Origin of the sequence: Chryseobacterium sp. GVT01B (genome assembly GCF_019970045.1) — a bacterium.
Taxonomy (GTDB): Bacteria; Bacteroidota; Bacteroidia; order Flavobacteriales; family Weeksellaceae; genus Chryseobacterium.
On record NZ_JAHXYI010000003.1, the window covers coordinates 620,985 to 642,496 of the forward strand.

19 protein-coding genes are annotated in these 21,512 nt (G+C 37.5%); 10 read left to right on the forward strand and 9 right to left on the reverse strand.

Going from position 1 to position 21,512, the window contains the following annotated elements; all coding sequences use genetic code 11:
- The first annotated feature begins 161 nt into the window (after window positions 1-161).
- The 3 genes from LC457_RS09465 (at window position 162) to LC457_RS09475 (ending at window position 5,011) form a co-directional block, all read left to right on the forward strand.
- A complete protein-coding gene (locus LC457_RS09465) occupies window positions 162-2,666 on the forward strand; it encodes a PIG-L family deacetylase (RefSeq protein ID WP_223599619.1) in 2,505 nt (834 codons plus the stop codon).
- 100 nt (window positions 2,667-2,766) lie between these two features.
- Window positions 2,767-4,458: a sodium:solute symporter gene (locus tag LC457_RS09470; RefSeq protein WP_223599620.1), complete on the forward strand. Its 1,692-nt coding sequence runs from the start codon at window positions 2,767-2,769 to the stop codon at window positions 4,456-4,458.
- A gap of 34 nt (window positions 4,459-4,492) precedes the next feature.
- On the forward strand, window positions 4,493-5,011 hold the full coding sequence (locus LC457_RS09475) for a DUF2911 domain-containing protein (protein WP_223599621.1): 519 nt from the start codon (window positions 4,493-4,495) through the stop codon (window positions 5,009-5,011).
- A 164-nt stretch (window positions 5,012-5,175) separates the two neighbouring features.
- Here the strand turns inward: LC457_RS09475 and LC457_RS09480 are convergent, their stop codons facing one another.
- Window positions 5,176-5,574: a helix-turn-helix domain-containing protein gene (locus LC457_RS09480; RefSeq protein WP_223599622.1), complete on the reverse strand. Its 399-nt coding sequence runs from the start codon at window positions 5,572-5,574 to the stop codon at window positions 5,176-5,178.
- A 126-nt stretch (window positions 5,575-5,700) separates the two neighbouring features.
- Between LC457_RS09480 and LC457_RS09485 the strand changes: the two genes are divergently transcribed.
- The 7 genes from LC457_RS09485 to pelA all read left to right on the forward strand — a co-directional run bounded on the left by LC457_RS09485 (window position 5,701) and on the right by pelA (window position 12,006).
- On the forward strand, window positions 5,701-6,138 hold the full coding sequence (locus tag LC457_RS09485; protein WP_223599623.1) for a nuclear transport factor 2 family protein: 438 nt from the start codon (window positions 5,701-5,703) through the stop codon (window positions 6,136-6,138).
- Window positions 6,139-6,274: 136 nt separating this feature from the next.
- A complete protein-coding gene (locus LC457_RS09490; protein WP_223599624.1) occupies window positions 6,275-7,153 on the forward strand; it encodes an AraC family transcriptional regulator in 879 nt (292 codons plus the stop codon).
- A gap of 89 nt (window positions 7,154-7,242) precedes the next feature.
- Window positions 7,243-8,298 (forward strand): alpha/beta hydrolase, encoded by a 1,056-nt coding sequence (locus LC457_RS09495; RefSeq protein WP_223599625.1) that lies wholly within the window; start codon window positions 7,243-7,245, stop codon window positions 8,296-8,298.
- A gap of 74 nt (window positions 8,299-8,372) precedes the next feature.
- Window positions 8,373-8,939 (forward strand): DapH/DapD/GlmU-related protein, encoded by a 567-nt coding sequence (locus LC457_RS09500; protein ID WP_223599626.1) that lies wholly within the window; start codon window positions 8,373-8,375, stop codon window positions 8,937-8,939.
- Window positions 8,940-9,024: 85 nt separating this feature from the next.
- Complete coding sequence (locus LC457_RS09505) at window positions 9,025-9,444, forward strand: cupin domain-containing protein (protein ID WP_223599627.1); 420 nt, start codon at window positions 9,025-9,027, stop codon at window positions 9,442-9,444.
- A gap of 428 nt (window positions 9,445-9,872) precedes the next feature.
- Window positions 9,873-10,958, forward strand: coding sequence for a DUF4861 domain-containing protein (locus LC457_RS09510; protein ID WP_262904056.1), 1,086 nt, complete (start codon window positions 9,873-9,875; stop codon window positions 10,956-10,958).
- A 28-nt stretch (window positions 10,959-10,986) separates the two neighbouring features.
- The gene (gene pelA, locus LC457_RS09515) at window positions 10,987-12,006 is read left to right on the forward strand and encodes a pectate lyase (protein ID WP_223599629.1); all 1,020 of its coding nucleotides are present in this window, start codon (window positions 10,987-10,989) and stop codon (window positions 12,004-12,006) included.
- A gap of 153 nt (window positions 12,007-12,159) precedes the next feature.
- On the opposite strand, the gene LC457_RS09520 is transcribed toward pelA, so the two are convergent.
- The 8 genes from LC457_RS09520 to LC457_RS09555 all read right to left on the reverse strand — a co-directional run bounded on the left by LC457_RS09520 (window position 12,160) and on the right by LC457_RS09555 (window position 21,444).
- The gene (locus LC457_RS09520) at window positions 12,160-13,266 is read right to left on the reverse strand and encodes a polysaccharide lyase family 1 protein (RefSeq protein ID WP_223599630.1); all 1,107 of its coding nucleotides are present in this window, start codon (window positions 13,264-13,266) and stop codon (window positions 12,160-12,162) included.
- Window positions 13,267-13,580: 314 nt separating this feature from the next.
- Complete coding sequence (locus LC457_RS09525; RefSeq protein WP_223599631.1) at window positions 13,581-13,919, reverse strand: cupin domain-containing protein; 339 nt, start codon at window positions 13,917-13,919, stop codon at window positions 13,581-13,583.
- A 354-nt stretch (window positions 13,920-14,273) separates the two neighbouring features.
- A complete protein-coding gene (locus tag LC457_RS09530) occupies window positions 14,274-15,008 on the reverse strand; it encodes a rhamnogalacturonan acetylesterase (protein ID WP_223599632.1) in 735 nt (244 codons plus the stop codon).
- Window positions 15,009-15,245: 237 nt separating this feature from the next.
- A complete protein-coding gene (locus LC457_RS09535) occupies window positions 15,246-16,205 on the reverse strand; it encodes a pectinesterase family protein (RefSeq protein ID WP_223599633.1) in 960 nt (319 codons plus the stop codon).
- 31 nt (window positions 16,206-16,236) lie between these two features.
- A complete protein-coding gene (locus LC457_RS09540; protein ID WP_223599634.1) occupies window positions 16,237-17,142 on the reverse strand; it encodes an alpha/beta hydrolase in 906 nt (301 codons plus the stop codon).
- A gap of 23 nt (window positions 17,143-17,165) precedes the next feature.
- Entirely contained in the window at window positions 17,166-18,833 is a 1,668-nt protein-coding gene (locus LC457_RS09545) for a glycoside hydrolase family 28 protein (protein ID WP_223599635.1), read from the reverse strand.
- A gap of 1 nt (window position 18,834) precedes the next feature.
- The gene (locus tag LC457_RS09550; RefSeq protein ID WP_223599636.1) at window positions 18,835-19,680 is read right to left on the reverse strand and encodes a rhamnogalacturonan acetylesterase; all 846 of its coding nucleotides are present in this window, start codon (window positions 19,678-19,680) and stop codon (window positions 18,835-18,837) included.
- Window positions 19,681-19,800: 120 nt separating this feature from the next.
- Window positions 19,801-21,444, reverse strand: a complete 1,644-nt coding sequence (locus LC457_RS09555; RefSeq protein ID WP_223599637.1) for a glycoside hydrolase 43 family protein — start codon at window positions 21,442-21,444, stop codon at window positions 19,801-19,803.
- Window positions 21,445-21,512: the final 68 nt, after the last annotated feature.

Below are 21,512 nucleotides of genomic sequence, written 5' to 3' on the forward strand. Positions count from 1 at the left end.
TTTTCAAAGTATTTAAACTTAAAAATAAGCGTTTAAAAATCTTTTGTATCTTTTGTGGTTTAATGAAAAATTTAAATAGTTTTTTGTGAAATTCACAGTCTGATTCTTTAATTTTGAAAGAAAGATGATTTACTTATATTTGCTATGCAAAGTAAAATTAAATGTTTAAAAAAGTAAGTACTGTATTTATCCTTGGATTTTATACGGTTTTTTGTTCGGCTCAACAGGTCCGGCCTTCAAAATCATCTGAAATTTACCGCGAACTCAAAACCCTTAAACATCTGCCTAAAGTTTTATACCTTGCGGCTCATCCCGATGATGAAAATACGGGATTACTCTCCTGGTTAATCAACGATCAAAATGTAGAAACGGGTTATCTGTCTTTAACCAGAGGTGACGGCGGTCAGAATTTATTAGGTACAGAGCAAGGCGCAGCATTGGGTTTAATCAGAACGCATGAGCTTTTAGAGGCAAGAAAGTTAGACGGTGCCCAACAGTTTTTTACCCGTGCAATTGATTTCGGGTTCTCTAAAAATACTACTGATACCTTTAAACAATGGGATGCCGACAGCATTACTGCGGATGTGGTTTGGGTAATCCGTCAATTCCGTCCTGATATTATCATTTGCCGTTTTCCACCTACTGCTGCGGCAGGCCACGGACAACATGCAGCTTCGGCGGTGGTTGCGGAAAAAGCTTTTAAGCTGGCAGGAGATAAAACCGCTTTCCCGGATCAACTAAAATATGTGAATACATGGCAGCCAAAACGCGTATTGTGGAATACTTTCCGGTTTGGCGCAGTCAATACCACAGCTGAAAATCAATTAAAAGTTACCGTTGGGCAATATGATGCGCAACTGGGAATGGGTTATGGTGAACTGGCTGGATTAAGCAGAAGCTTACATAAAAGCCAGGGTGCAGGAACGCAGTCTGTAGCCGGGATCAGAACTGAATATTTTTCACACGTTATTGGTGATCCTGCAAAAACAACACTTTTTGACGGAGTCACTAAAACCTGGACTTCACAGGGAAATGCTGATATTGACCAATCATTAGATAAAATTATTTCCGCTTTCAATTTCAATAATCCCGATCAGAGCTTACCTGCGTTGCTTGCTTTGCGAAAAAAGGTTATGGCGCTCAATGATTCAGACCTGAAAAAGGATAAAATTAAATCTCTTGACAATATCATTTTAAGCTGTGCCGGGTTTATGGGTGAGGTAGTCACCAATCACGCTGAAGCGGTAGCAGGGGATCATTACAATTTCAGGTTAAATTTGATTTCAAGAGCTGCAAACCCTGTCATTTTAGAAAATGTACAATGGTTGAGTCAATCAGAAAGCTTCAATAGAAAACTATCAAAGGATTCTTTAATCACCATTCAGCATGACATTCAGATTCCTGCAGATGCTGCACTCACAGAACCTTACTGGCTGGCAAAACCAGCAAAGGACGCAGCCACTTTTTCAGTTCCAAATGATACTTTAATTGGTTTGCCTGAAGCAGAATCAACATTGAATGTATTGCTTGGTTTAAAAATAGGTTCAGAAAAATTTCAGATTAAACTTCCATTATCTTTCAAGAAATTAGATCCGGTGCGTGGTGATGTGGTTGAAGCTTTGCGTATTGTTCCTGCATTGGAACTGAAATTCACACAACCACTTTATTGGGTCAAAGAAAATGAGGATTTACATTTGAGTTTAAATATTAAGGCCAATTCTAACAAACAGTTCAATAAAGGTAACCTAAACCTTATGTATAATGGAGAGCAATTAGGCGGTGCTGATGTAAATTCGTTTAATGGAAAAGATTTTACCGTCGATTACGTTATTCCAAAAACTAAGCTTGCCTCAATAAACTCCTCCCGTTTGCAATTGGATGCCAATTTTCTTGCAGACGGAATTACTTACAATAAAAAACAGGTATTAATTCAATATCCGCATTTGCCTTCCTTACAATATTTTGCACCTGCAACGGTAACTGTAATGAAAGGCGATATTCAGGCAAAGGTTAAAAAAGTGGGGTATATAGAAGGTGCAGGCGATTTCATTCCTGAGTTCCTGCGCATTGCTGGTGTTCAGGTAGATGTGTTGAAAGACCAAGATTTTTATGGCAGCACAGATGAACCCGGCGGAAACGGTAGTCAGAATAAGCTGTCGCAATATGATGCCATTGTACTTGGTGTTCGTGCCAATAACACAGAGAAAAAGCTGGGCCGCTGGATGCCTTTTTTATGGTCTTATGCAAAAGCTGGAGGCAATTTGGTGATGCAGTACAACACTAACCAGGATACAACCGTGGGCCAATTGGGGATGTATAATTTCAGTATTGCCAATAAGCGTGTTACCGAAGAAAATGCTGAGGTTAAGTTTTTAAATCCAAATCATAAATTACTGAATTTCCCGAATAAAATTACTGCTGATGATTTTAAAGGCTGGGTACAGGAACGTGGTGCCTATTTCCCTGCTCAATGGGATGCAGCATATGAGCCGCTTTTTGAAATGCACGATACAGATGAGGAATCTCTTCAGGGGTCCACTTTATATGCCAAATACGGAAAAGGAAATTTTATTTATACACCGCTGGCATTTTTCAGACAGCTGCCTGCAGGGAATGTTGGTGCGGCACGTTTATTTTTTAACTTTTTATCTGCACAGAAAAACTAATGAACAAACCACTTAAAAATTGGAATATCTGGTACATACTATTAGCGGTTGCATTAGTATTGCAGATCGCATTTTATTATTGGTTTACTAAATTTTGGGCATGAGTACTATAGATTGGACAGTTCTTATTTTTACACTTGTTGTAGTGGTGGTTTACGGCGTATTCATTGGTCGTGGCCAAAAAAGCAACGAATCCTACCTGAAAGCAGATAATAAAATGCCCTGGTATATTGTGCTTATCGGTATTATGGCGACGCAGGCAAGTGCCATTACCTTTCTTTCAGCACCGGGCCAGGCTTATACAGACGGGATGCGTTTCGTGCAGTATTACTTTGGTCTGCCTTTGGCGATGATTGTAATCTGTATTACTTTTATCCCGATTTTTCAGCGTTTAAATGTCTACACCGCCTATGAATATTTAGAAAACCGTTTCGATAAAAAAACAAGAGTGCTTACTTCACTGCTTTTTCTTTTTTCCAGAGGTTTATCAACCGGAATCAGTATTTATGCTCCGAGTATCATCTTATCAAGCGTTTTAAACTGGAATATTTATTTAACCAATATTTTAACAGGTGGTATTCTGTTGATTTATACCTATGTTGGAGGGGCAAAAGCGATCGCTCACACCCAGAAATTACAGTTTCTCATTATTCTGGGAACAATGGCGTTTGCAGGTTTTCTACTCATTCAGAATATGCCGAATGGAATTGGGTTTAAAGATGCGCTTTATCTGGCAGGGAAATCCGGAAAGCTCAATGTAATCACTACAGAATTCGATTGGAAAGATAAATACAATATCTGGAGCGGGTTGATTGGTGGTTTCTTTCTGGCACTTTCTTACTTCGGGACGGACCAGAGCCAGGTTGGCAGATATATTACTGCAAAAGACAATACCAATGCTAAAATGGGCTTACTGTTGAATGGATTGGTTAAAATCCCGATGCAGTTTTCTATTCTCCTGATCGGTGCTTTGCTTTTCGCATTCTTTTCTCTGAAACCGGCTCCCATTTATTTTAACGAACGCTCTTATCAATATTTAAAGGATACAAAACCTGAACAGGCTGCGGTTTTTGAAAAAGAACATCAGGATTTGCAACTAAAATTTAATGCAGAATCAAAAGAAATTCTAAAGCTGAAAGCAACCGATTCTCCCGAACTCAAAAAAACAATTCAGGATTTTAAAGATACACAAACGCAGGTAAAAGCACTGCATGGCAGGGTAGAGGAAGCGATCAATAAGTCAAACTATAATGCGGAGAAAACAGATACCAACTACATTTTCCTGTATTTCGTAAAAAATATTTTGCCTGTAGGGATGATCGGTTTACTCTTTGCCGTCATTTTTCTGGCCAGCTGGGGTTCTATTTCGGCAGCATTGAATTCCCTTGCCGCCTGCTCATTAAAAGATGTTCATTTAATATTCAGCAAAGAAATTCCTGATGAAAAAACAGAGTTGAAGTATAGCCGCCTGCATACATTAGCCTGGGGGATTTTCTCAATCGGTGTAGCTATGTTTGCCACACAAATGGGTTCCCTTATTGAAGCGGTTAACGTGCTGGGTTCTCTTTTCTACGGTCCGATATTAGGGATTTTTCTTGTCGCGTTTTACTATAAAAAAATCAACGGTGCGAATGTATTTATTGCTGCAATTTTATCAGAAATTACGGTGATTGCCGTGTATCAGTTCGATATTGTTTCTTTCCTTTGGCTTAATGTAATCGGTGCAGCAGCGGTCATTATATTTTCAGCAATCGGATTGCTGTTTTATAAACAGAAAATAGTAAATTCGTAAACGTACAATAACAAAAACAAACAAATAAAATATTATGAAAACGATTCTTAAATCTGCAACTGTACTTGTTGCTACCATGACGCTTTCACTGAATGCCTTTGCGCAGGACACTAAAAAACCTGCCAGCCCTCCGGCTACGGCTACGGGAAAAATTAAAGATGCAAACATTACCATAGCTTACAGCAGTCCTTCTGTAAAGGGACGTACAATCTGGGGTGGTTTAGAAGCTTATAATAAAGTTTGGCGTGCGGGAGCCAATGAAGCAACTACTTTTGAAACAGATAAAGACATTACTGTTCAGGGTAAAAAACTGGCTGCTGGTAAATACAGCTTTTTCTTAATTCCTAAAGAAAGCGGAACCTGGACTGCAATCTTTAACAAGGAGCCAAAGCAATGGGGTGCTTATAAATACGAAGAATCAAAAGATGCTTTACGTGTTGATGTAAAAACAAAGGCTTTACCGGCAACACAGGAAACTTTGGTTTATAAAATAAACAACAATGGATTCACAATGGATTGGGATAAAATCTCAGTTCCTGTAGAAGTAAAATAAATTTGAATATAAGAAATTAAAATCCCGTTAATGCGGGATTTTTTTGTTTAAAACACCCTAAGAATTTTATGCCCTGATGCTAAATAAAGGTAAAATTTGTGGAAGTTTTGATATAAAATAACAAGCTTTCTTAGTTTAAAATTATGAAGTTTTTTATAATTGAATTATTTCTCTTTCGATTTTTCCGAACCCATTTCAGCTTTCACTTTCTCCCGATGCTGAATTCCCCATCGTGTCATTGCACCAACCAGTTCTTCTAATGTTTGGCTGTAAGGAAGTAGCTCATATTCAATCGTTACGGGATAAACATTTTCTACTTTCTTAACTATAAATCCATTCAGTTCCAGGTCTTTCAATTCGCTGGAAAGTACACGTGCCGAGATTCCGATAACTTGTTTCTGAATTTCTGTAAATCGCTTGTTTCCTCGCGCCATTGCAATAATTATCATCAGCTTCCATTTTCCGCCGATAACATATAAAGCATCTGAAACTGCTGTTAAAACGGTATGACATTCTTCCGTGAATGCTTTGTTATCTGTTTGATTTTCTGTTGGTTTTTTCATAATTGTTGCGATTGTTAGTTGGTAACCTTTAGGTAACAACTAATAAAATGTAACCAAATATAATATAATTTTGTCCAGGAATAATTACAGAAAGTAATTTTAAAATTTAATTTAAACAACAAAATTATGACATTAGAAGTTTTAAAAACCAAGCAGGATTTAAGAGACTTAATTGACAATTATGCTTACCTGGGTGATGAGTGGAAAATCTCAGAAGTTATGGACTTATTTACTCCGGACGTTATTTATAAAGTTTACATGAATGGGGCTTTGGTTGCAAACGTTTCGGGTAGAGAAAGTATGGAGAGTGATTTTAATTTGCACGCTTCACAAGTAAAAACCTATTTCACATTAAACGGTCAGCATTCTACAAAAATCGATGGCAAAACGGCAACAGGAATTTCATTTTCTCAGATTAAAATGATTCGGGAAAATGAAGGCAAGGATGTATTAACGGATTATAGCGTGAAGTATGAAGACAAATATGTTTTCCAAAATGAGAAATGGCTGATTAAAGAAAGAACCGGGTATTTCGTAATCATTGAATCGAGAACTATTTCATAATACGAAATTGTAAAGTATTAGGCCTTTAAAGCCTTTTTAAGCGATAGAATTTTTTGTTTCGACAGGGAATTCTATTGGCGTTTTACTTCTGTAATCATTTTACAACTGATTAGTTTGATTTTCTTAACTTTGAAAAATGAAAGAAAAGGTAAAAAGAGTTGTTTCGGAGTTTAATAGTGAATTAAAACTAAAAGGTTTTCGTGCATTCCAGATTGAGCAGGATGGAAGCGAAACCCGTGTATACAGCAGAAAGGAATTCTATAAAATCTGCCTTACGACAGGGAAAAGTAAAATTCATTATTCTGATAAAAGCTTTGAGCAGGAAGGAACAGTACTTTTTTTCGGAAACCCGCATATTCCTTATTCATGGGAAACCATTTCAACAACTTATAAAGGATATACTATTCTTTTTTCAGAGGAATTTTTTAAAAATTCTGAACGCTCAGAAAGCTTGCAGCAGTCTTCTTTCTTTAAAATCGGAGGAACTCCTGTTCTGAAAATTACTGAAGAACAGAGGCTCTTTCTCAATACTATTTTCCAAAAGATGATTGCAGAGCAGGAAAGTGATTATGTTTATAAAGATGAATTGATACGCAATTACATCAGTCTGATAATCCACGAATCCCTGAAGCTGGAACCTGCAGAAGATTTTGACCAGAACAAGAATGCTGCATCAAGATTATCATCCGTTTTTCTGGAACTGTTGGAAAGACAATTTCCCATCGAAACTACAGACCAATCTCTTCAACTGAAATCAGCCCAGGATTTTGCAAAAAACCTGAATGTTCACGTTAATTATCTCAATCGTGCCGTAAAAGAAGTTACCGGAAAATCAACAACGGCTCATATCACGGAAAGAATTCTCACAGAAGCAAAAGCATTACTGCAGCACACTGACTGGAATATCTCCGAAATAGCTTTCGCATTGGGATTCGATTATCCAACGTATTTTAATAATTTCTTTAAAAAACAAACCGGAACCAATCCAAAAGCATTTCGTTCGGCAGAGGTTTGAATTTCTTAATTTTTGGTTTGATTATCATTAACTGTTAGCACTTCGTTATTTCTACTTTTGTATCAGTAATTTTTAAACAAAATTCAGATATGAAAATAGCAACAACAATGATGATTTCGTCCCTTCTTTTCATTGGGCAGGCATTTGCGCAGAATAAAAAATCAAATCCAAGAAATATGAATGTAACAGAACAAAACGAACATTATACTTTCCAACTCAGTGATAAAGTAACCCGAAAATCGGTCACCTTCAAAAACCGTTACGGAATAACCCTTTCCGGAGATTTATACCTTCCAAAAAACACAGGAAACGAAAAACTGGCAGCGTTGGCAATCAGTGGACCGTTTGGTGCGGTGAAACAACAGTCTTCCGGTTTATATGCCAATCAAATGGCGGAAAGAGGTTTTGCGGTTATTGCTTTTGATCCTTCTTACACGGGCGAAAGTGGAGGCGAACCGAGAGATATTGCTTCACCCGACATCAATACCGAAGATTTCAGTGCGGCAGTTGATTTCTTAGGGCTTCAGAATAATATAGACCGAAACAAAATCGGAATCATCGGAATCTGTGGTTTTGCAACTTTTGCGTTGAATGCAACCATTGCCGACAAACGAGTGAAAGCAGTGGCAACGACCAGTGCTTATGATATTTCAAGAGTGAGCGCAAAAGGCTATTACGATAAAATGACTCAGGAAGAACGGACAAAAGCTTTCGAAACAATGAGTCAGCAACGTTGGGTTGATGCTGAAAACGGAAAACCTGAATACCCGAGAACTCATTTACCAGAAAAATTAAATGGTGATGAACCTCAGTTTATAAAGGATTATTTTGATTATTACAAAACGCCGAGAGGATATCACAAACGTTCTTTAAACTCCAATAAAGGATGGACGAAAACGAATTCTATGTCTTTTGCCAACTCAGTAATGTTGAGTTATGTTAAAGAAATTTCGCCTAGGCCGATGCTTTTGATTGCCGGGGAAAATGCACATTCCAGATATATGAGTGAGGATATTTACAAAATGGCTGCAGAACCGAAAGAGTTGATGATAATTCCGAATGCAGTTCACGTAGATTTATACGACAAAGTGGATGTAATTCCTTTTGAAAAACTGGATAATTTCTTTAGAACGAATCTGAAATAATTGAAAATTACAATTGTTAAGTCCGCTTGTTAAAATGGCGGATTTATCGTCTTTATTTTTCTAAATATTTAAAAATGAGTTTTAACAAAAATATTTTCGCCAGACTTAAAAATGGTGAAACAATAATGCCAGATGATCCTGAAATTCACAAATTGCTGGAAGCTTCTTATGAGGTTAAGAAACAATTGATTCAATTGAACAATTCCACAGAACCAGATGAGATTTTAAAAATATTAAGTGAGATTGTTGATAAAAAGCTTGAGAATGTTGCTGTATTTACACCTATTTACATCAACTACGGAAAGAACCTTACTATTGGTAAGAATGTCTTCATCAATTTCGATTGTACTTTTCTGACTTTAGGCGGAATTACCATTGAAGATGAGGTATTGATCGGTCCGAAAGTTAGTCTGATAACTGAAAATCATCCGTTAGAACCTCAATATAGAAAAGGGCTGATAGGTAAATCTATTCTCATCAAACGAAATGCATGGATTGGGGCCAATGCAACCATTCTTCCGGGAGTTACAATTGGTGAAAACGCTGTTGTTGCAGCCGGAGCTGTAGTTTCAAAAGATGTTCCGGACAATGCTGTGGTGGGAGGGATTCCTGCAAAAATCATCAAAACAATTGAATCATAAATATTTAATCATCATTCTTTTAGCGTTCAGTCAATCTGTAATCGCACAAAATAAAGTAAATTCAAACAAAATAAAATCTAACAAAATGAATCCAAATATCCCTGAAATAAGTGATTTTCCGACAGGTGAAGAAAACACTGCTTTTGCGCAATATTTTATTGGTAAATCATATCTGGCGCCTCTTACAAGCAATAAAGATTTAAATGTTCCTGTTTCCAATGTTACATTTGAACCGTGTTGTCGTAACAATTGGCACAGCCATACAGGCGGACAGCTTTTGATTGTTGTAGGTGGCGAAGGGTTATATCAGGAAAGAGGAAAACCCGCCCGTCGTTTAAAATCTGGTGATATTGTGGAAATAGCTCCGAATGTTGAGCATTGGCACGGTGCGGCTGCCGAAAGCTGGTTCTCGCATTTGGCAACGAATGGTAATCCGCAAACCAATCAGAATATTTGGTTAGAAGCTGTCTCAGATGAAGAATATGCTGAAGCCAACAAAAGCTAATTTTCTACGATGAGCGAAAACAAGTGTCTCCAATGGATAATTGCAGTATATGGCCATCTTTTTTGCACACTTAATTTTGGAAATTTAATTAAAGACTTTGGAGGAATTAATATAAGAAAATAAAAATAGCGCCAACTGTATTGAGTTGGCCGTGACCAAGACGAGTGTATCTTCAAACACTTTTATTGATGATTTGGTTTTGTTTACCTTTTCTTAAATGAAGATTATGATTATTTCCAATCAATCAGTTATTATAACATATGATGAAACTCTAAGTTTATGGTCTCCATATTGAAAATATTTTTTATTTTTGGTGAAACTGTAGACCTCTATCTATGAATAAAATAAGTTTTAAATTAATTTGCGCAATCGATTGCATTTTTTCGTGTTTTTTATATGCTCAAAGATCTGTAAGGGTTGTTAATTCTTTGGATTTTTCCAGAAATGAAGTAGTGGCAATTCCCAGAACTATGCTGCGGTCATTTTTACATAAAAACAGCGAGGAAGAGCTTAGAATAAAAGATGCAAAAGGAACATGGCTGCCTATTCAATGGATAGATTATGATGCTGATGGGAAAAATGAAGAATTGCTTTTTCTGGTAAATATTGACGGAGGAAAGACCAATGTATACACTATTGTTGCGGATGGGAGCGTTCAAATCCCGGAAAGCGGGATTTCTACCTATTCGAGATTAGTCCCGGAAAGAGTAGATGATTATGCCTGGGAAAATGATAAAATTGCTTTCAGGGTCTACGGTCCGAAAGGCCAGCAGGAAGCTTTAAAGGGTATTAAAAGCAGTACGCTTTCAAGTGGTATTGACATCTGGTTGAAAAGAACAGATCAGCCTGTTATCAATACATGGTACAAAGGTTACCTTACAGATCCTATGTATTATCATAAAGATACAAGAGGGGAAGGCTATGATCCTTACCATGTGGGAAACAGCAGAGGAACAGGCGGAATAGGAATCTGGAAAAATGAAAAACTTCAGGTTTCCCAAAACTTTGTTGCCTCCAGAACAATTGCTGAAGGTCCTTTAAGGACAGTTTTTGAACTGACTTATCAGCCATGGAGTGAATTTGGAGTAAAAGAAACAAAAAGAATTTCTCTGGATCTGGCTTCCAACTTTTCAAAGTTTGAATCTGTTTTTGAATCAGAAAAACCTGTTCCGAATTATACTATCGGAATTACACTGCATAAAAATGAAGGAAAAACCCAATTGAATGATCAAAACGGATATTATCTTCATTGGGAGAAAATAGATGATGCTTTTGTGGGAGAAGGAATTGTTGTGAATCCGCAAATCGTTGAAAAATCAATCGCTTTTACCTCAGATGTTCCCGATGAAAGTAATCTATATGTTATTACAAAGCCTTATAAAACCTTAACGTATTATGCAGGATTTGCCTGGCAGAAAAGCGGACAGGTGCAAACACAGAAAGACTGGGAGAATATGCTTCAGAAGCAGGCTCAGATCATTGCAAAACCATTGGTGGTGAAAGTAGGACAGTAATGAAGTGGTAATTTTTAAATAATAAATAATGAATCTGAAAATATACACATTTACATTAGGATTACTGACGGTAAATTATTCTGCTCAGTTGAAAGATACACTGGCAGAGAAAATGCTTGTCTATCAGCTTCCCAATGGCGGTTGGGGGAAACAGCTGGAAGATAAGTCAGTGGTAAACTATAATCTGCCTGTTGATAAAAATCTTTTGAGAAAGATAAAGTCTACGGGGGATGATCATGCAACGATTGATAATAATGCAACTTCCAGAGAGATCAATGGATTGATTAAAGCGTATTCAACTACAAAAAATCCTGAGTATTTAAAAGCTGCAGAAAAAGGAATCAGTTATCTTCTTCTTATGCAGTATGATAACGGAGGTTTTCCACAATATTATCCCAATACAGGGCTTTACAGAAAGCAGGTGACTTATAATGATAATGCGATGATTAATGCCTTGACAGTTCTGTATAATGCAGCGGAAGGAAAAAATGGTTTTGATGTGGTTTCTTCTTCCCTAAAAGAAAAATCAAAAATTGCAGTTCAGAAGGGTATCGGATGTATTTTAAAAACTCAGGTTCTTCAGAAGGGAAACCCTTCTATCTGGGCCGATCAGTATCATGAAATTACTTTGCAGCCGGATAAGGCAAGAGCTTTTGAGCCTGTTTCATTAGCTACGGGAGAATCGGTAGGAATTATCAGGTTTATGATGCAGCAGCCAGTGACTCCTGAAATAGAAAAGTCGATAAAAGCAGCAGTAGAATGGTTTAAGCAGAATAAAATTGAAGGGTACAGTTATAATGTAGCAAAACAGAACGGGAAAGCGGTGAGAATACTGGCAGAAGATAAAAATTCTGTGATCTGGGCGAGATTCTATGATATTCATACCAACAAACCTCTGTTTGGAGACCGGGATGGCAGTGTAAAGTATAATTATAATGAAGTTTCGGAAGAAAGGAGAAATGGATATAGCTGGTTTGGAGACTTTGCCGAAAAACTGCTTGCTAAGGAATATCCGAAATGGCTTGAAAAAAATAAAATAACAGAATAGCAACAGATATTAATAAGAGCGGGCTTTAGTCCGCTTTTTATATCAAAACCTTAGGCCTTATCTAATCTTTATAGAATACTGAAAGGCCGGAATACAAAAGAGAGCACCTCATTGCTGAGGCACCCTCCTTGTACTACTACTGTTATTTATGATTTAAAATGCGTCACAAACATTTCCTCCTAAAGTAGCACCTGCATTAGCTGTGACATCTGCTTTTACATCTGAAACATTTAGTTTTCCGATATTGTATGGCGGTGTGAATGCTGTTCCGCTTCCGTTAATATTTCCTGTAACATTAATGAAACTACTTCCCGTTTGCGTTACTGCTGTAAAGCCGCTCATTAAATTAATAGGCTCTTTTACGTTTTCAAAGACATTTCTTTCTACGAGAATATTAGCCTGTACTCCTGCTGCAATACATTTATTACTTACAGAACTATTGAAATAACTGTTCAGGATATGGATTTTGCCAAATCTTACTCTAGGCATACGCTCTCTGCATCCCGGTGCCCACCAGCAACGGACAAAGGTTACATTCAGCTTCCCGGTGTCAGCGGTAGCACCGTCACTGGATCCGATAAGGTTAGAGAACCTGTGGTCATCCGTTCCGCCTGAACCGCCCGGTTTTGGGGCTTTCAGATAATGGAATTTAGTGTAGGAAACTGTGATATAGTCAGATTTGTTTTTAATGTCGAAATTTCCGTCTACACCGTCTCTGAATTCGCAGTGGTCTATCCATACATTTCGGCAGTCATCAAGAATGGCATTATCCCAGCCGTCAGTATCGTAAGCTCCGGGACCTTCAAAAATAAGGTTTCTGATAATGATGTTGTTACATCTTTTAATATTGATAATTCCTGAGCCGTCCTTCGTCTGGTTTGTAGATACCAGCTTAGCTCCGGTTGCTCCGTAAATTGTTTTTCCGGTCTGATCCTGGAGAGATAAACGTGTAGTGATGGTAATGGTTCCGGTTACTTTAATCACTTTTACAGCAGTATTTTCAATAGCAGCCTTTAACTGGGCATACGTGGAAACAGTAGTCTCTGTAGCCGTTCCTCCTCCGGTAGTACCTCCGTTTTCAGAAGCCCATCCGGGAGCCACACAATTGGCCAGAGGAACAATCTTTTGTGTAAGACTGTTTTTAATATTGATTTCGCTTTCTGCCAGGTCATTATTGATTTCTTCATTACCACACCCGGTAAGGGCAAAAGCTGAACTTAGAGCTGCTGTAAAGAAGACAGCTTTGAACTTTGTTTTCATAGTTTATATTTTGTGATTTGTTCTGAAGTAAAATTATGAAGTTAATATTTAATTATTTTATATTTTGATATATTAATATTTATATAATTATAATGTTAAATATTTTATTTGGTTAATCGGTTGCATTTTGTTATTTATTTAAATTAGTAAATGAAATTGATTAAATGTTAAAAATAAAGCAGTAATAATTGGAATATAGAGCTCAAATCTAATGAAGAATAGATATGCTTTTTCTGTTGAATATTCGGAAAGGCGCAAAGGTTTAAAAGTATCTGCATATTAAATTTCATTATTATCTTCCTTTTTCCGGCCTCCTAAATAAGAAAATCCTCCCTTAGAGGGGTGAAAGCATCAATCAGTTTTCCCTCCTCAAGGCATTTTACCCCATGGAAAACATTAGGCTGTGCAAAAAAGCCATCACCTTCCTGCAGAATTTTTGTTTCATTGTCCACAGTAACTTCAAACTTCCCGGATGCAACATATGTAATCTGAGAATGAAAATGCTGGTGTAAAGCTCCGGTTGCTCCTTTCTCAAATTTTACAATCACCATCATTACCTGAGCATTGTATCCCACAAACTGTCTTGAAACACCGTTTCCCAGATCTTCCCATTCAGAGTCTCCGCTAAAGAAAGGTTCTTTTTTTAAATTCATTTTTATCTTTTTTAAATTGAAATTTTGTAAGCATGTGCAGAGAATTGTTTGTGTTTCCTCTGCCATTCTGAAAGAATCTAAACTGTTATTTTATCATCATGTATTACCCAATAAAAAAGTCTTTGCTGTATGGATTCCTTTGGAATGACAAACTGTATGGATAGTCTAAAACGAGTAGTTTATATCACTGTATTAATTCCGGAACAAATTAATATCTATATACACTTACATACGTATGCATCTTATCATTCTGAAAGAATCTAAACTCTTACTTTATCATCATGTATTACTCGATAAAAAATATTGCTGTCTGAATTAGTGTATAATAACAAACCGCGCAGATCGTAAAACTTTTTATTTAATATATTTCTCTAATCCTGTTTTCAGACTTTTCAAAGAAGCCGCTGCCAGTTTTGCAACGGATTCAGCTCCCGGCTTTGACAAATGAGTATCATCATCTTTTCCTTCCGGATAATAATTTTCATCCCCTTTTTTATAATGCAGATGCAGTTTTTTTGAATTTTCCGGACCATAAGAAATTTCCAGTTGCTCTGACAATAATTGTAAATCCACAAAAGGAACTTTAAGATCATTAGCAACCATTCTCACTACCAAAGGATATTCTTTATGTGTATCCACTAAAACACCATTCTCATTAAAGTTTCTTCTGACAATAGACGTCATCAGAATGGGAATAGCACCTTTAGATCTCGCTTCGTTCACATATCTTTCAAGGTTGGCTCTGTATTGAGTATATGGATTGGTAAACCGTGCCGAGTCATTGATTTTCTGATCGTTGTGCCCAAACTGAATAATGACAAAATCTCCCTTCTTAAGCTGATTCATCACTTTATCCCATCTTCCTTCCGTTCTGAAGCTTTTTGAACTTCTCCCGTTAGTTGCGTGATTCTGAACGGATATTCCGGAAGTCAACAGAGAGGGAAGGATCTGTCCCCAGCCATGTTCCGGGTTTTTATCCGGATTTTCTTTATTGGCCATTGTTGAATCGCCAATCAGAAATAGAGTTGGTTGTTGTGCCAATGTCATGATTGATAGGAAGAAAAGGAGTAGGGTAAGCTTTTTATTCATAGTTGTTTTTTATAATTTTTTTGTCTTGTTATAATTGATTCCATATCATCAGACAAATAAGTTGGAAAAACGCAAAGGAGCTAATGAAGTTAAAAGACAATGCTTCAGGGCGCAATGATTTTATCTTCGATAAATTTTAAACCATACAAATTGCTGGAAATTTTTGATTTTATTGCGCCTTAACAGGATAGTAATTTTAAATCTTTGCGTCTGTGCATTTGTCCGGCAATTCAATAATTAAGGGCTCCAGCCATCAAATATTTTTTCCAGAATGTAATTTTTCAGATCTTTTTTGGTTAACTGATGAGACCAGTTTATACGTTTTGAAGTGTTTCCGCCTTCCCCTTTACTTCCGGATTCTGCATAGTAGGCCGTTTTTTCTTTATCAGGAAACATTTTGTCGCCTTTCCATGGATCCCAGCCCTCGGGAAGAATATGTTTTCCCATTTCCGTATTGATAAAAACTGTTTTGGCGTAGGGCCTCCACGGTCTTCCCAGATACACTTTGGAAATGCCATCTTTTGCAATTAGTTGACAGTCAAAAAATATAAAACCATATTTCCTGTCAATTTCGGTGGAGGCTGCAGTGATATAAGAATCAGCGAGACTTTTAATCGTACAGTTCTTAAATACGGCAGTAGCCTGTCCGAAAATAAAATCTGTAGTTCCTTCTATATAACAGTTTTCAAAATATTGCCTGCTGTGATTGGTCGCAGAATATAAAGTATCCTGACATCCTAAAATAGCAGCGTTTATCATGATAAAACGGTCACCTTCTACATGAAGAGCAACAGCCTGGCCTTCGTTGCATGAGCTGTTTTGAATGGTAAGATTAGTAATTTTAACATCATCCGACATTACCAATACCGTATATGAATTGAATGTCGTCATCTTTTCATTGAATGCATCCTGCTTTCCGGAGAAGTCGTTATGGGTAATGATCGTATTTTCTTTGTTTTCGCCTTCCAGAGTGATTTTATGTTTCGAAGAGGGAATCTTTATCTTTTCATGATAGATTCCCGGTTTTATTTTGATTAATGCCTCAGCAGGTCCCAGATCTCTTATAGAATTGATGGCTTTTTGAATGGAGGTAAAGTCTCCGTTTCCTTTCTGATCAACTGTAATCGTAATGTATGGTTTGCCTGCCCATAGCAGTTGAGCTGCTGTTATGAATAGAATTAAAAGTAATTTTTTCATACCATTTATTTGATCCGTTTGAGATTAAAAGCTATTTTAAAACCTTATTTAAAAAATCTACAGTATAGTTCAGAGTTTCTGTAAACCACGGTTCTGCCGACCAGAATGAATGCGGAGAATCTTTGATCTCATGGAATTCAGTAGGGATGTTATAAGACTGCAGTTTCTTCATCATATCATCTCTTCCTGCATGGAATCTGGGCTGCGAACTGTTGATGAAAAGAGTAGGCGGCGTATGTTGATTTACATATTCCAACGGTGAGGCTTCCGTCCAGTTTTTGAGATTGATATCCCTGTCACCAGCCAGCCAGTAGGAGGCATACGTACTTTCTTCAGCTTCAGGATGGATGAACGAAACAATTCCGTCAACATTGATGATTGCCTTTATTTTGTTTTTGGCTTTTACGCCTACCAGGGTTGCCATCTGTGCACCGGCAGATTCACCTAAAACCGCCATTTTATTTTTATCTAAAGCATATCGTCTGTGATTTTTCCTGATCCATTGAATAGCGGTTTCAACATCTTCAATGCCCGCAGGATATTTGGCAATATCAGCAAGGCGATAACCAACAGCAATGACTACAAAACCTTTTGATGCCAGCTCCATTGCCATGTATTTTTCATTTTCCCTACTTCCGGAAATCCAGCCTCCACCATGTACCATAGTAATTCCTGCATGTTTTTTTGACGAATCAGCAGGGTAGTAAACATCTGCTTTTAAAGAAACTCCATGAACAGAACTGTATTCAATATCTTTATCAATTCTGATATTTTGGGGTGTTGAACGGTCAATAGGGGTAATAAAGCTGTGTTTCTTTTTAAGCTTTTCAAAAGTCCCCTCATTGGTGTAAGGAGAAGCATTCGGTCTCATCTGCCCGAATGCCATCGTCCCTACGAATAAAATAGAAATATAAGTATGTCTTTTGTTAAAAATCATGAGCTGGATTCTTACAAATTATATTATTTTACTGCATTCTTAGGTACTTCTGTTCCTATAGAAAGTAAATTTTTGTCGGATCGTATTTCTTTTGGCAAAATAACAGCTCCCGTTTTGTTTCCTAAAATTTTGATATAAGGTTTGATTGGGGATTCAAATTTTACATCAGCAAGGTTGATATTTTTACTGTTGTAAACCGTTGCTCCTGTACCTTCAGAGTATTTCAACGTTACATTTTTTAATTGAATTCCGTCTGCATCAACAATAGTCAGTGCTTTTTTGGTATCAAATTTTGAATCTTCAATCACAATGTTTTTAAGGTTCATTTCTGCCAGACCAAATAGAGTGATGGCTTCATAAGAATTAACGGCATTGATGTTTTTAAAGAAGATATTTCTGAAAACCGGAGTTTCATCTGTTACAGGATATACTTTTTCCGGAGTCTTGTTTCCTTCCTGTTTCTGTCCGTCTTCTAAAACCGGAGAAGATCCTTCATAAAACATATTGAAACCAATTGTTTGGGTAGGAATATTAATCATATCAATATTTTTAATATAAATATTTTCTACAATTCCGCCTCTTCCACGGGTTGTTTTAAAACGAAGCCCGATATCTGTTCCGATGAAAGTACAATCAGATACATGAATGTTTCTTGCTCCGCCGGACATTTCACTTCCCACGACAAATCCTCCATGGCCATGATACACTACATTATTTTTGATAATTACATTTTCTGTAGGCATTCCTCTTTTTCTGCCATCCTCATTTTTTCCGGATTTGATGCAGATAGCATCATCACCCACATCAAATGTATTGTCATAGATCAGAACATTTTTGCAGGATTCCAGATCTACACCATCGCCATTTTGTGAAAACCATGGATTTCTTACGGTAAGATTTCTTAGGATCAGATTGGAGCACATCAGCGGATGAAGGTTCCACGCCGGGGAATTCTGAAAAGTAGGACCATCTAACAATACTTTGTCGCAACCCACCAGACTTACCATCACCGGACGTAGAAAATCTTTTACGGTGGTCAGTTCGTCTTTGGATATTTTATCAGGAACATTAAAGCTTGAGCTGCTTTCAAATCCTTTTTTATAGCTTTCTGAAGGGTACCATGTTTTGCCATCGGAAGATAGAATTCCACCCGATTTTATGATTTCTTTCCATTCAGATTCTGCGACTTTACTTTTTTTGATAGCCCTCCAAGCGTCACCGCTTCCATCAATGACTCCTTTTCCTGTAATGGCAATATTCGTAGCATTTTTTGCGGAGATAGGAGACTGGCAACGAATGGTATTTAATCCTTCAAAACTTACATCTACCAAAGGATAATCATTTTTATCTTTACTGAAAATAATAAATGCGCCTTCTTCTACATGAAGATTGATATTGCTTTTCAGTTCAATAGGACCTGTTAACCACATTCCTCTTGGTACCACCAGTTTTCCACCTCCTTTTTTACTAAGGTCTTCAATGGCTTTTTTGAAAGCTGCCGTATTTTTTACATTTCCACCTGAGATTCCGCCAAATTGTATGATAGAAACTGTTTGGGCGGGAAAAGTGGTTTCTGTAACCTGAGGCATTGTAAACTCAATGTTTTTATAAATATCCAGGGTCTGAGCAAAAACTTGCCCCGAAAACATCATTGCTGTGGCTAAACCGATCATTGTAAGTGACTTCTTCATGTTATTTTTTTTGAGTTTTAATTATTTTTTTTAATTCCTGATAGACTAAAGAAGCGACTGCTTTTGCTCCCTCAGGCTGAAAATGAGTATTGTCTTTCTGTCCTTTTGGGTAGGCTTCATACACGTTCTCCGGAAGGTTCATAAAATAATGAGTTGTTGTGAAATCTTCTCCTTTTTTCGTAAAATAATCCATCGATAATCTATTGAGGTCAATGTAGGGAACATTCATTTCCTTGGCAATATCAATCGGGGCCTGCCAGTAATCTCCATGTACATTTTCCAGTTTTCCGTCTTTCCATGGATAATTTCTGGCGACTGGAGTTACAATAACGGGATTTCCTCCTTTCTGTCTCGTCTGAGAAACGAATAAACGTAAAAATTCTTTATATCCTTGAATATTCACATAGCGTTCAGGATGTTTTTCAGAACCATCGTTATGCCCGAACTGCATGACTACATAATCACCAGCCTGAAGGTGTTCATAGACATACCGCCATCTTCCTTCCTGGAAAAATATTCGTGTGCTTCTTCCACCATGAGCCCTGTCAATAACCGCTACAGAATCTGTTGTGATCCCAGGTTTCAGAGGTTGTATGCTGTCTTTTACAAAAAATGGCTGAAAAACCTGTCCCCAGCCTGTGATGGGATACCGGACTTTCATATAGTCTTTTCCTGGATCATAATCTCCGGTATAATCAGCCATCGTTGAATCTCCGATGAGGTAAATATGGGTTACTTTTCTATCTGTTTTTACTGCTGTTTTTTGTACTTTATCCTGTAACTGACATGCTGACAGGAATAGGATACTTAATGAAAATAAAACGGGTTTATATATTCTTTTTTTCATGACTTTTTTGTTGGGTAATTGCAAAAGTGGGAGGTTTTTTATTCTCTGATTTAAGGTGTAGAAATGTCCTGAAACAGTCCTTTTTGCTATCATTAGCGTCTTAGCATTTACCAGTATTTTTTACTTCTTAGTAATTCTGAACCAATCAAAATCAGCATATCCTCCTCGTGGTGCTTTTGCCATACTGATGCTATAAAGCCCTACTTTTGCTCCAATCCATTTTCCCGGTTTTGCCTGGAAAACATCACCCGTTTTGATGAAGTCTTTCCCATTTTCGCTATAACTGAACTGACATAATCCGTTGGGTTCGGTTACATTTACTTTTAAATAAGCCTCATTGCTTTTTAACTGAGTTTCCCAGAGTATTTTTTCCTTACCGCCTTTGTCTGCTTTTTCAGCTTTCCTTAGTTGTAGGTAATAGCCGTCAGGTTTGTTGGTGATGACCAGTGATGTATGGTCTAGTCCCATAACCAGTAACCCTGCAGTTTTTCCATCCCTAGCTTCTTCGGGAACTAATTTTACCTTTGTTGTGGCAGTAAAATTCGGAGCCGGGAATTTTTGGGTTAACAGATTCGGAACATTCCACAGGTTTTTTTCACCTTCAGGAACTTTTATCGAGAATAATCTTAAAAATTGCTGTCCGGGAAGTTTGGAAGACCATACAATATTTTCATTCGCGCTCCATTGCCATTGTAATCCTAATTTTTTCCCATCAAATTCATCGGTCTCAGCAGGGGTTACAACAGGATATAATTGTCCAACATCAGGTTTTTTATAGCTTACAACAGGCTCTCCGATTCCGTTTTTATTATAGTCTGTTCCTATTACAGGCCAGTCTTTATCCCATTTCATAGGCTGGAGATGAACAATTCTTCCGCCCGCATCCACGTCTTGAAAATGATAGAACCAGTTTTCTCCGGAAGGGGTATCTACCCATGCTCCCTGATGAGGTCCGTTGATGTTTGTTGAACCCTGCTCCAAAACAATTTTTTCTTCGTAAGGGCCATAGATATTTTTTGATCTCAGCGCAAGCTGCCAACCTGTTGCAACACCACCTGCGGGAGCAAAAATATAATAATAGCCGTTTCTTTTATACATTTTAGGCCCTTCAACGGTAGGATGAGCATCATGACCATCAAAAACATGAATTCCTTTGTCGAGTACTTTTGTTCCTTCCGGATTCATCTTATTGAGGGTTAACATACTTTTTACTCCGGCACGGCTTCCGGCCCAGCCATGAATCAGATAGGCATTGCCATCTTCATCCCAGAAAGGGCAGGAATCAATCAAACCTTTGCCTTCCATTACCAAAACCGGTTTCTCCCAGATTCCCAGAGGGTCTTTAGTTTTTACCATATAAATTCCGAAATCAGGATCTCCCCAGTAAATGTAAAATTCTCCTTTATGAAATCTGATACTGGGTGCCCAAACGCCGTCCCCTCTTTTGGGTGTTGAAAAATGTTCGAGTGGCAAAAGATCCTGGATTGCATAATTAACCAGTTTCCAGTTGATCATATCTTTGGAATGAAGAACAGGCAGGCCGGGCGCTTCGTTGAAACTGGAGGCCGTCATATAATAATCATTCCCTACCCGGATAACGTCCGGATCAGAATAATCTGCATATAAAACGGGATTTCTGTAGTTTTCCCCCTGATCAGCAGTCCATACTTCGGAAGCATATTTTTTCTCCTGTGCCTGAAGATAGGTAGAAGCTACTGAACATGCGGTGATGGCAATGATATTTATAATACTTTTTGTCTTCATAGAATCAATTATACTTTTCCTGACTTATCAATCCTTGTCAAGGTTTTAAACCTTGACAAGGATGATGA

Bases quoted from the DNA above. Each gene is read 5' to 3' on its own strand.
- LC457_RS09465 (WP_223599619.1), top strand. From the start codon at position 162: ATGTTTAAAAAAGTAAGTACTGTATTTATCCTTGGATTTTATACGGTT.
- LC457_RS09470 (WP_223599620.1), top strand. From the start codon at position 2,767: ATGAGTACTATAGATTGGACAGTTCTTATTTTTACACTTGTTGTAGTG.
- LC457_RS09475 (WP_223599621.1), top strand. From the start codon at position 4,493: ATGAAAACGATTCTTAAATCTGCAACTGTACTTGTTGCTACCATGACG.
- LC457_RS09480 (WP_223599622.1), bottom strand. From the start codon at position 5,574: ATGAAAAAACCAACAGAAAATCAAACAGATAACAAAGCATTCACGGAA.
- LC457_RS09485 (WP_223599623.1), top strand. From the start codon at position 5,701: ATGACATTAGAAGTTTTAAAAACCAAGCAGGATTTAAGAGACTTAATT.
- LC457_RS09490 (WP_223599624.1), top strand. From the start codon at position 6,275: ATGAAAGAAAAGGTAAAAAGAGTTGTTTCGGAGTTTAATAGTGAATTA.
- LC457_RS09495 (WP_223599625.1), top strand. From the start codon at position 7,243: ATGAAAATAGCAACAACAATGATGATTTCGTCCCTTCTTTTCATTGGG.
- LC457_RS09500 (WP_223599626.1), top strand. From the start codon at position 8,373: ATGAGTTTTAACAAAAATATTTTCGCCAGACTTAAAAATGGTGAAACA.
- LC457_RS09505 (WP_223599627.1), top strand. From the start codon at position 9,025: ATGAATCCAAATATCCCTGAAATAAGTGATTTTCCGACAGGTGAAGAA.
- pelA (WP_223599629.1), top strand. From the start codon at position 10,987: ATGAATCTGAAAATATACACATTTACATTAGGATTACTGACGGTAAAT.
- LC457_RS09520 (WP_223599630.1), bottom strand. From the start codon at position 13,266: ATGAAAACAAAGTTCAAAGCTGTCTTCTTTACAGCAGCTCTAAGTTCA.
- LC457_RS09525 (WP_223599631.1), bottom strand. From the start codon at position 13,919: ATGAATTTAAAAAAAGAACCTTTCTTTAGCGGAGACTCTGAATGGGAA.
- LC457_RS09530 (WP_223599632.1), bottom strand. From the start codon at position 15,008: ATGAATAAAAAGCTTACCCTACTCCTTTTCTTCCTATCAATCATGACA.
- LC457_RS09535 (WP_223599633.1), bottom strand. From the start codon at position 16,205: ATGAAAAAATTACTTTTAATTCTATTCATAACAGCAGCTCAACTGCTA.
- LC457_RS09540 (WP_223599634.1), bottom strand. From the start codon at position 17,142: ATGATTTTTAACAAAAGACATACTTATATTTCTATTTTATTCGTAGGG.
- LC457_RS09545 (WP_223599635.1), bottom strand. From the start codon at position 18,833: ATGAAGAAGTCACTTACAATGATCGGTTTAGCCACAGCAATGATGTTT.
- LC457_RS09550 (WP_223599636.1), bottom strand. From the start codon at position 19,680: ATGAAAAAAAGAATATATAAACCCGTTTTATTTTCATTAAGTATCCTA.
- LC457_RS09555 (WP_223599637.1), bottom strand. From the start codon at position 21,444: ATGAAGACAAAAAGTATTATAAATATCATTGCCATCACCGCATGTTCA.